Source organism: Microbispora sitophila (assembly GCF_014892245.1).
Taxonomy (GTDB): Bacteria; Actinomycetota; Actinomycetes; order Streptosporangiales; family Streptosporangiaceae; genus Microbispora; species Microbispora siamensis.
This window is the reverse complement of sequence record NZ_JADBGC010000059.1, coordinates 1-8,909: the sequence shown is the minus strand read 5'-3', so window position 1 is coordinate 8,909 and position 8,909 is coordinate 1. Positions and strand designations below refer to the sequence as shown.

Below are 8,909 nucleotides of genomic sequence, written 5' to 3'. Positions count from 1 at the left end.
TACTGGCTCTGGCCCGACGCTTGGTCGATGTGCTGTGGGCTCTGCTGCGCGACAACCGGGTCTTCTCCCCTGTTCCGCCGTCCCAGCTCACAGCGCTCGCCGCTTGACATGGTCATTGAGATTCCTTTCCACAGGAACGGGGACGGAGGCCGGGACGAGTCCTTGTTCGTCGATGTGGCGGCCGTGACGCACCGGTCTGTGGACTCGCCCCGGTTGCGATGTTGAGGCGGAATTGTCCAAATACGAGGTGCGTGGACAAAAGGCGGCCTTGTTGGTTGTCCAGCCCGGAAAGGGACGTCGTTCTCACCCCTTTCGGTCCGGGCCTTTCTCTGGTGGGGAAACTGGGAGATCTTTGTTAGAGGCGCTCCGGCCAGGACGGGGCGCGGATGCTCGGCACCGTGGTTTCACGGGATGTCCGACCCGGCGAGGAGGATGAGCCATAGGACGTCGGATGCAGCCCCTGGATCCGGCAGCGGGCCCGGTCGAGCGGTTCGCCTGCGAACTGCGGGCGTTGCGAGCCGCGGCGGGCGAACTGCCGTTTTGGAAGATGGCGCGGCGCTGCGAGGTCTCCAAGAGCGCGCTCGCCGCGGCGCTGGCGGGTCACCGGCTGCCCTCGGAGAAGGTGGTGCGGAATTTCGTGCTCGCCTGTGGAGGGGACTGGCCGCGCTGGCGGGAGCGCTGGTTGCAGGCGGTCGCCGAGGCGGCGGCCGCCGCGAACCGGTCGGGTGTCCGCGGTGGGTACGGTGACGCCCTGGTGCCCATCACGGTCATGCTGCCGGTGCCGGGGGAGCCCGGAACGCTGGTCACGGAGGAGCCTGCCGGCGGGAGCCTGGTCGCGGTCGGGTTCGCGTTGCTTCACGACCGGGGGATGGACGAGCCGGGGCGGCCCCGTCGCCGGTGGGGGATCGGGGTGGTGGCGGCCGTGGCCGTGGCCACGGCCGCGCTGACCTTCTATGCCCAGACGGCCCGCGGGACCGGAGCGCAGGGCTCGCCCTCGCCCGCGGCGACGGTGGTGCGCGTCATGGACGGCACCGACCCGAAGGCCGCCGGCTGCTGGGCCGACAAGATCACTTTGGACTCCGCCCCGGTATTGCTCCGGCAGGCGGCGCGGTTGCGCGGTAGGAGCCTTCCCGCGGGAACCAACGTGGGCACGATCCGCCTGCTGTACTCACCGCGGTGCGCCGGAGCCTGGCCCCTGTTCGACCCCACGCCGGGGCTCAATCCCGATCCCACTGACACGACCGTGGGCGTGCTCACCGTCCAGGGCACGCGCCCGGCCGACAACACCGCGAACCTCTGGAAGATGGGCCACGTGGACGCCTCCTACGGCAACCTGCTGCTCACTGGGATGGGGTGCGTCCGCGCCGGCGCCCGCCTGGACATGGTCGGCCAGAACGTCTCGGCCGTCGGCGAGACCGCGTGCCTGCCGCACGTGTGACCGCCGGGCTTATTCGGCGCCGGAGGTGCCGGTCTCCAGCAGCGTGCCGCCGTTCCAGTTCACGCCGACCTGGCGGTAGTAGCCGCCGATGACCTCCTCGGCCGTAGGGTCGGCGAGCTCCTCCGTGGGGACGTCGAACAGGTCGATCTCGGCCTTGCCGGCCCACGCCTGGCCGCCCTCGAAGGAGGCGCCGGAGGTGGCGATGAGCTCGTCCAGGGCCAGGCCCTTGCCCGGCTCGACGGACGGCAGCCAGCGGTGGTAGGCCATCGGATGGCCGTTGACGAATCCGTTGGTCTCGCTCGGCTCGCGCAGCCGTACGACGGCCGAGGCCAGACGCCGGTCGGCGGCGGCCGCAAGCGCAACGAGGTCGAGCGGTTCGCCCAGTTCATCACCGACTGGGTGCGCGGGCAGGGTGGCGTGCCGCATCGATAAAATCGGGTCGTCGTCAGCTCTGAGAAGGTGCGGGGTCTCGGAAGCCGAGGAGTGTGCGTTCACCTTCCGAGTAATTTCAACCATGCAATAACCAGAGGCGTACACAGAGGGCGGCCAATCGATTGGCCAATGCTCGACCAATGGTTCGCTACCTATGACTGGTCATGATCATTAGGGCGTTTCGCCTGGTCAGCGGGTTGTGGCGCGGCATCTTGTCGGCCCGACTGTAAGGGTGATCCCTATGATCGAAGGGCTGGGAGGGGCGGCGTGCTGATTAATTCGGCCCGGCGGCAGGCTTCCGCATTTGCTCGGCACTATTTCTCTGATTAACTTTATATCTGGCTTGTCGCTTCGGCGTGAATGATAGTCTCCTTTTGGCATTCTCCTTGTCGCTCGCTCGCGCCTTTGGGTGCTTTCTCAATGACCCACTCCCTCCCCTTGGTCAGGGAAAACATGGTAAAGGCGCGCGGGATTTAATTGCGCCGGTCTCCGTCTCGTGTTTCAATTGAATTGCCAAAAGAGAAGGGCGGCGCGAATGGTGCGTCGCGGAGATCGGAGGAAACATGTCGAACGGAGTTCCCGGTAAGTGCGTCCCTTCCAACGTTCCGGGGGAGAAGCTCATGCCGGAAGACATGGCGCGCGTGACGCCGGACGATTGGGCGGAGATTCAGCGGCTCGCACGCGGTTACTGCCGTACGGTCGACGCCACCCGTTCCCGTAAGCGCATGGATGGAAGCGCGACCGTTGTTAAGCAGGGGCACGCGCCGTACGGGACGGACGACGTGTCGGACGATGTCACGCAGGACGCGGTATTTCTGTTCGCTCAGCGTCTGCGCGATGTCCTCGCGTCGTGCGCCCCTACCCCTGACAGTGGCCCTACCCGGGACGCTCAGGCGTGGCTCTATGTCCGCAGGGACGGCGGAGAGTTGACGATCACGCGGACGACCCTGCAGCGGTGGGCGGTTCGCGATGCCGCCGCGCGCAATGGTTACCGGATCGACGTTCCGGCCGGTGAGATTGACGCCACGCCGGGGGCTCAGCTCATGCGCGGTGTCCCGCGTACGGAGACGGTCACGGGGGCCGCCGTCGCGTTCTGCGTCTCTCAGCACAGCGCGGAGATGTTCCGCCAGGCGTTCGGCGATGGTCGGGACTTCCCGACCATCGGGCGCATGATCGATATCGCGTCCAACGCACAGGATCTCGGCCGGGCGGGCGTCTTCAGCAGCGTTGCTCAGGCACGCTACGGGGGCGCGTACGGCTCTCGCCGAAACGTGATCCGGGTGCGTGATGCCGCACGCGCGGAGTGGCGGGAACTGTCGGAGCGTCTAGACGACGTCAGGAGCACGATGGTTCACGGCGGCATATGCAGTACGGAGGACTAAGGAAAGTTCGCGAGAGGGCCCCAGAGAGCGTTCTGGGGCCCTTTCTTATTGCCAGGAGAACGCGTCATCACCCCACCTGAGACGACAAAGAATCTTGAGAGGAGTGGACGCTCGGACCGATGCGCGCCCCGTATTTAAGTGAGAGCGAAATCCGCCGGTGCGCGTCTGACGCGTTCGGTGCGATGTTCGTTCTCACCTGTTGTTCTGTGGTTCACGTAGCCGTGTCACAGGACGGCAAGGGGGGCCGGAACGGTCGGTCGTCGGTGCGGCGTGCGCGGCAATGCTGTGAAAATGTTGCCGCGTGGGGACGGTCGGGCCGTTCCGGCCACCGTATTTAAGTGAGCGCAATTCGCGCCGCGAGAGCGCCGGACACGCCGGAATCCGCCATACGTGAAAGCGCATCCTGATTCCCGCATCCGCCGGACCGTACGAAAGGCCGCCGGACAGGCGCCGCGAAAAGGGAGGCAACCGTATGGAGGTGAATTCTGCCGTCCGGGCCGGCTGGTCCGTGGGAGACCTGACGGTCTGCGGCGGGGGCCGCGTGATGCGCGTGGCCGCGTTGGGTGAGGTTCGCCCGGGCACCGCGACTTTGGTGCCCGCCGCTGATCCCGGCTGCGCGCGTGAGTACGTGGTGACGGTGGCGCTCACGCCGATGCCCAAGGCTGCCGAGGTCATCACCTGTCTCGGCTGTCTGGCCAAGACCCATCTCTGGATCGACGCCACGCACACCAACCGGACTTCCGGGGCATGCGTGCGGTTGATCCGCTGCTCACGCTGCTTCGTTGATGCCCTGGATTACTGGGACTGCGAGATCCACGCGGTCAGTTCGACCGTGCGACCGCATCACCTGAGCCGCCGTCGCCCATGCTGACGGCCGCCATTCCACGTTTCTGAACCTTTTGGAGTCGCCATGGCGATGACGCATGGCCTGACCCTACCGCCTGGATGGATCATCAGCTCTCGGCTGGTGCCCGCATGGCAGATCGACGCCGATCACCTGTTGGGGGTGGAGGCTGCCGGGCGGACCGATGAGGGCCGGATCCGCTGGCGATATCGGCTGTCTCGGCGCCGCCGGACCATCTTCAGCGGGTCCGACATCTGCTCGGGCGTCGGCGCGGTTCTGACGCCTGATGAGCTGATCAGCGCGGCCCGGACGGTCCTGCACTACCTCACGCTTCGGCCGGGCGACACCGACGCCGACTATTTCGACTCCTACACCAGGGCTCAGCTGGGAGTGGCGCGACCGGTACGCCGAAGAGCTGTCGATCTACGCGATGGACGAGTGGTGCGGCTACTGCGGCGGTGACCACGCCTCGCCCGGCTGCCCATCCCGCTGCGAGGGATGAGCGTGGCGCGTTGGTACGGGCTCTGGCACGGCGGCAGCGGGTACAGCGCGCCGCAGCCGGATGACCTGGAGGAGTTCTCTTCTCTGGCCGATGCCCAGCGCACGCTGGTCGATCGGCACCGGTACGGCTACTGGCAGTGCTCGCACTTCGCGTTCACACACCGCGCGCCTACCGACGTGCTCACCCCGTGCGTGGGCGATGACTGCGAGATCACGCTGTACGGCTCCGCCGATGGGCTCGACTACCCCGATCGGCGGATCTTCCTTGGACCGCGCGGCGGCGTCCGCATCGAACGCTGCTCACTCCGCCCTTCTTCATTCCACTGCCCTCGGCTGACCGCGCCGGGGGCTTCTTCATTTCAGGAGGACACTCATGACCTCTGGTCTGGATCACACCGTTCGGCTGAGCCGTCCTGCGGACTTCATCGCGATCGTGCCCTACATGCTGGGGTTTCATCCGGATCGAAGCATCGTCGCGATGGCGTTCGAACCCGCCGCCGACCCTGACAGCACGACGCGGGGGCTGCGGTTCAGCATGCGTTTCGACCTGCCGGACAACTCCGAGGACACTCCCGACCTGGCCCGGCGCTTCGCCGAGTTGCTCACCCGCAACGGCACCGAGCGGGCGATCCTCATCGGGTACGGGCCCGGGTGGCACGTCACACCCGTGATGGACGCCATTCGCGGCTCACTGTCGGATGCAGGGATCGACACGATCGACGCGCTACGGGTCGAGGGGGGTCGCTACTGGTCGTACATGTGCCCCGATCCCGACTGCTGCTCACCCGACGGCGTCCCGTACGACCCGGGGACCAACCCGGCCGCCGCGGCGGCGGTGTTCGCCGGATACGTCGCCCAGCCTGACCGCGCGGCACTCTCGGCCATGCTCACCCCGGCCGGTGGGCAGGGCCGGGAACAGGTGCAGGCCGCCACTCGGGAAGCCTGTGCTCAGGCGCGGAGCCTGCTCGCTGCTGGGGGCGATTACGACTGGTATCACGAGGGCCTCAACCACATTGCCGCCGCGCTGGACCGCACGCAGGCCGGGCAGGAGTTGTCCGCCGAGGAGGTCGCCTGGCTCGGCGTGCGGCTCAGTGCGATCTTCGTCCGCGATGCGGCCATGACCTTGATCGGCCGATACGACGACGACGCGCACATCAGGCTGTGGACCCAACTCACCCGCAGGGTGGAACCGGACTTCGCCGCCCCTCCCGCCGCCCTGCTGGCGTTCCTCGCACTGCGCACCGGAGACGGGCCCTTGGCGCGGGTCGCCGTGGAACGGGCGCTGTCGGTCGATCCCCGTTACAGCCTGGCGCACCTGATCCGCACCGCCCTGGACTGCGGTCTACCACCGGAGGCCGTCTGCGGCATGGACTTCGCTGGGATGGCCGACGAGATCGCCGATAAGGCCGCCCAGCGCCCGGACGGGACCCGCCCGGTGCTGCCGGTGGGGTGGTGAGGCATGGGCTACGCCTCAACCCGGTCGCTCGCCCTGACCGGCCTCACCGCCCACATCGTTGACATCGAGGCCGATGCGGCACCAGGGGACTCGGAGTTGCATCTGGTCGGCCTGCCCGAGTTGTCGGTCTGGCCTGCCCGCGCCAGGATCCGGGCCGCGATCCTCAACAGTGGAACAGCCTGGCCGGACGCGAGAATCACGGCGAGCGTGACACCGATGATCCCGCCGGTCTACGACGCGGCGGCCGATCTCGCGCTGGCCGTGGCGCTGCTGGCCGCCGCCGGTGTCATCCCGCCCGAACGGATCGCCGGGCGGGTGTTCCTCGGCGAACTGGCCCTGGACGGCCAAATACGCCCCATCAGAGGCGTCCTGCCGATGGTGGCTGCCGCTGTCCGGGCCGGACTCAGCAGAGTCGTCGTCCCCGCCGAATGCGCACGGGAGGCTGCGCAGGTGCCCGGCGCCGTGGTGATGCCCGTCACCCGGCTGGCCGACGTGATCGACCAGCTCCGCCACGGGGCCATCCGCGATCATCACGACCAGGAGCCGGAGTCTGCGCTGTCATCGTCATTCGCTGTCGACCTGGCCGACGTGCCCGGCAACCAGGCGGCCCGCCACACATTGGAGGTCTGCGCGGCGGGCGGGCACCACCTGCTCCTGTCCGGCGACGGCCCGGCCACGATGCTCGCCGAACGCCTACCGGGCATCCTGCCACCGCTGGACCATGACGCCGCCCGGGAGGTAGCCGAGATCCGCTCGCTGGCCGGACAGTCCGACAGGGCGCCGGTGGTCACGCCCCCGCTGTCCGCGCCGCATCACACGGCGACCGCTGCGGCGATCTTCGGCAGCGTGGCAGGCAACCGCCCCGGTGCGGTCTCGCTCGCCCATCACGGCGTGCTGCATCTGGCCGATGCGCCGGAGTTCGCCCGCACGGTCCTCGACGGCCTGTGCCGGCCAATGGACAGCGGACAGGTCCACCTCGCAGGCCTGGGCCGGAGTGTCCACTACCCGGCGCGGTTCACCCTGGTTGTCGACGCCCGCCCCTGCCCATGCCTCGAACAGCGGGAGTGTGCCTGCACACCGGAGGTCAGGCGTCGCTACCGGGCGCGCCTGGCCTTGCTCCTGTCCCGCGTCGCCGTACGCGCACCTGTCGAGCAGGAGGACCGCGCCGCCGGGACAGGAGAACCGAGTGCCACGGTGGCCGCGCGGGTGCTCGCAGCGAGGGTACGGGCGGCTCACCGGCTAGCCGAGACACCGTGGCGGACCAACGCCGAGATACCCGCACCGGACCTGACAACTCGCTTTTCCGTTGCGCCGGAGGCCGCCGAATTGCTCTGGTCAGCGGTGACCGCCGGGCTGGTGACGGCCGACGGAATGCCCCGGCTGCTGCGTGTGGCCTGGACACTGGCGGACCTGCGTGGTGCCGACCGCCCACAGCTCGACGATGCGGCGGGTGCCCTGGAGCTGTGGAAGGGGGCAGATGGCGATGGAGCCAGGTGACCGCGTCCTGGTCCGGCCCTCCTTCCACATCCCGGTGCGGCCGTGGTGGACAGAGTCCTACCAATCGCCCTTCTACTACCCGGGCAGGGTGACCAAGGTCAACGAGCAGCGCGGACGCGTTCACGTGGAACTGGACGAGTCGCTCTATCCCACACCATGGCAGGCCCGCCTTCAGGTTTTTCACATCAGTGACATCCACAGGTACGGCTGTCGCTGCCAGGAGTGCGCCAAGCCCGGCCGGGACATCTACCGATTCCGCGCTGAGCAAGAACGTATGCGTAACGAAGAGCAGTCATAAAGCCAACTTCGGACCGGCGGGCGCTGTCCCGCTTCAGAGCGCCCGCCGAATCCATTACATCCGTACCGTCGCTGCAGACCAGCGCGGGTGACGGTCTCGGTGGGCGGACGTTCGGGCCGTACCGTCGCCCGTATTTAGATGTGAGCTTCGATCGAAGTGATAAAGATCGGTCGGCAATCTCAAATGCGTCCTGCGGTGCCAGATCGGCCCGCTTTCAACTCGTCAACCAATTATTCGAAAGGAGTCAGTGGGTGAACGAATGGGAAGTCGAGGAATTGGTGATCGAGGTCGCCGAGCATCTGGAGGGCTTCAGGTCCCTGGTGCGGCCCGGCCATCCGGCCTACCTCATGGGACCCGCCGGTGCCCGGCTCGTCGTGCATCCGATATGGAACCAGCGGGGACGGATCAGGGTGCTCGGTGTCTACCCCGACGGCAGCAGGGGCACATACCCTGACCTGCGACGGCATGAGATCACGGTGACAGCGGCGCGAGGGGCGAAGTTCGTCGCGAAGAGGATCGAGCGCCGCCTACTGCCCGACTATCGACGGGACCTGATCACCTGCTTCGAGCGGTTGGCGAAGAGGGCGACCGAGAACGGCACACGGGCCGAGATCGTCGAAACCCTGGTGGAACTACTGCCGGAGGCCTCGCTCACCGAGAAAGAGCGAGAGACCGTCGTCCGGTGGCGACTGGAGGCCGCGTCCGGCTCGTTCACCGTCCACGGCGACAGCACGAGCACGATCGAAAATCGCGTAGCCGACCGTGAACTGACCGAACGCGTGGCCTACGCCGTACAGCAACGCTCCACATGAGCTCGCGCGAACTCCGGCACTCTCGCTGGAGGATGCGGCAGATCCGGTAAGTCTTCTTACCAACATCACGCACGACATCGATGGCACCGGCCACGGCCGGTGCCTTTCTCATTTCCACCGAGGGAATCTCAATGACCATGTCAAGCGGCGAGCGCTGTGAGCTGGGACGGCGGAACAGGGGAGAAGACCCGGTTGTCGCGCAGCAGAGCCCACAGCACATCGACCAAGCGTCGGGCCAGAGCCAGTAGG

At 67.4% G+C, this 8,909-nt stretch carries 8 protein-coding genes; 7 read left to right on the top strand and 1 reads right to left on the bottom strand.

What is annotated here, in order from left to right; all coding sequences use genetic code 11:
• Window positions 1-451 precede the first annotated feature (451 nt).
• Entirely contained in the window at window positions 452-1,438 is a 987-nt protein-coding gene (locus IL992_RS45215) for a helix-turn-helix domain-containing protein (protein WP_193209451.1), read from the top strand.
• Window positions 1,439-1,447: 9 nt separating this feature from the next.
• On the opposite strand, the gene IL992_RS45210 is transcribed toward IL992_RS45215, so the two are convergent.
• Entirely contained in the window at window positions 1,448-1,864 is a 417-nt protein-coding gene (locus IL992_RS45210) for an acetoacetate decarboxylase family protein (RefSeq protein ID WP_226874972.1), read from the bottom strand.
• A 626-nt stretch (window positions 1,865-2,490) separates the two neighbouring features.
• On the opposite strand from IL992_RS45210, the gene IL992_RS45205 reads away from it, so the two are divergent.
• From IL992_RS45205 to IL992_RS45180, 6 genes are all read left to right on the top strand, one after another.
• Entirely contained in the window at window positions 2,491-3,252 is a 762-nt protein-coding gene (locus tag IL992_RS45205; RefSeq protein WP_226874971.1) for a hypothetical protein, read from the top strand.
• Between the two features lie 472 nt (window positions 3,253-3,724).
• Entirely contained in the window at window positions 3,725-4,123 is a 399-nt protein-coding gene (locus IL992_RS45200; protein ID WP_193209449.1) for a hypothetical protein, read from the top strand.
• A gap of 39 nt (window positions 4,124-4,162) precedes the next feature.
• A complete protein-coding gene (locus IL992_RS45195; protein ID WP_193209448.1) occupies window positions 4,163-4,558 on the top strand; it encodes a hypothetical protein in 396 nt (131 codons plus the stop codon).
• A 412-nt stretch (window positions 4,559-4,970) separates the two neighbouring features.
• Window positions 4,971-6,053 (top strand): DUF4192 domain-containing protein, encoded by a 1,083-nt coding sequence (locus IL992_RS45190; protein WP_193209447.1) that lies wholly within the window; start codon window positions 4,971-4,973, stop codon window positions 6,051-6,053.
• Between the two features lie 3 nt (window positions 6,054-6,056).
• Window positions 6,057-7,550, top strand: a complete 1,494-nt coding sequence (locus IL992_RS45185) for a YifB family Mg chelatase-like AAA ATPase (protein ID WP_193209446.1) — start codon at window positions 6,057-6,059, stop codon at window positions 7,548-7,550.
• A 549-nt stretch (window positions 7,551-8,099) separates the two neighbouring features.
• Entirely contained in the window at window positions 8,100-8,660 is a 561-nt protein-coding gene (locus IL992_RS45180) for a hypothetical protein (protein ID WP_193209445.1), read from the top strand.
• Window positions 8,661-8,909 lie beyond the last annotated feature (249 nt).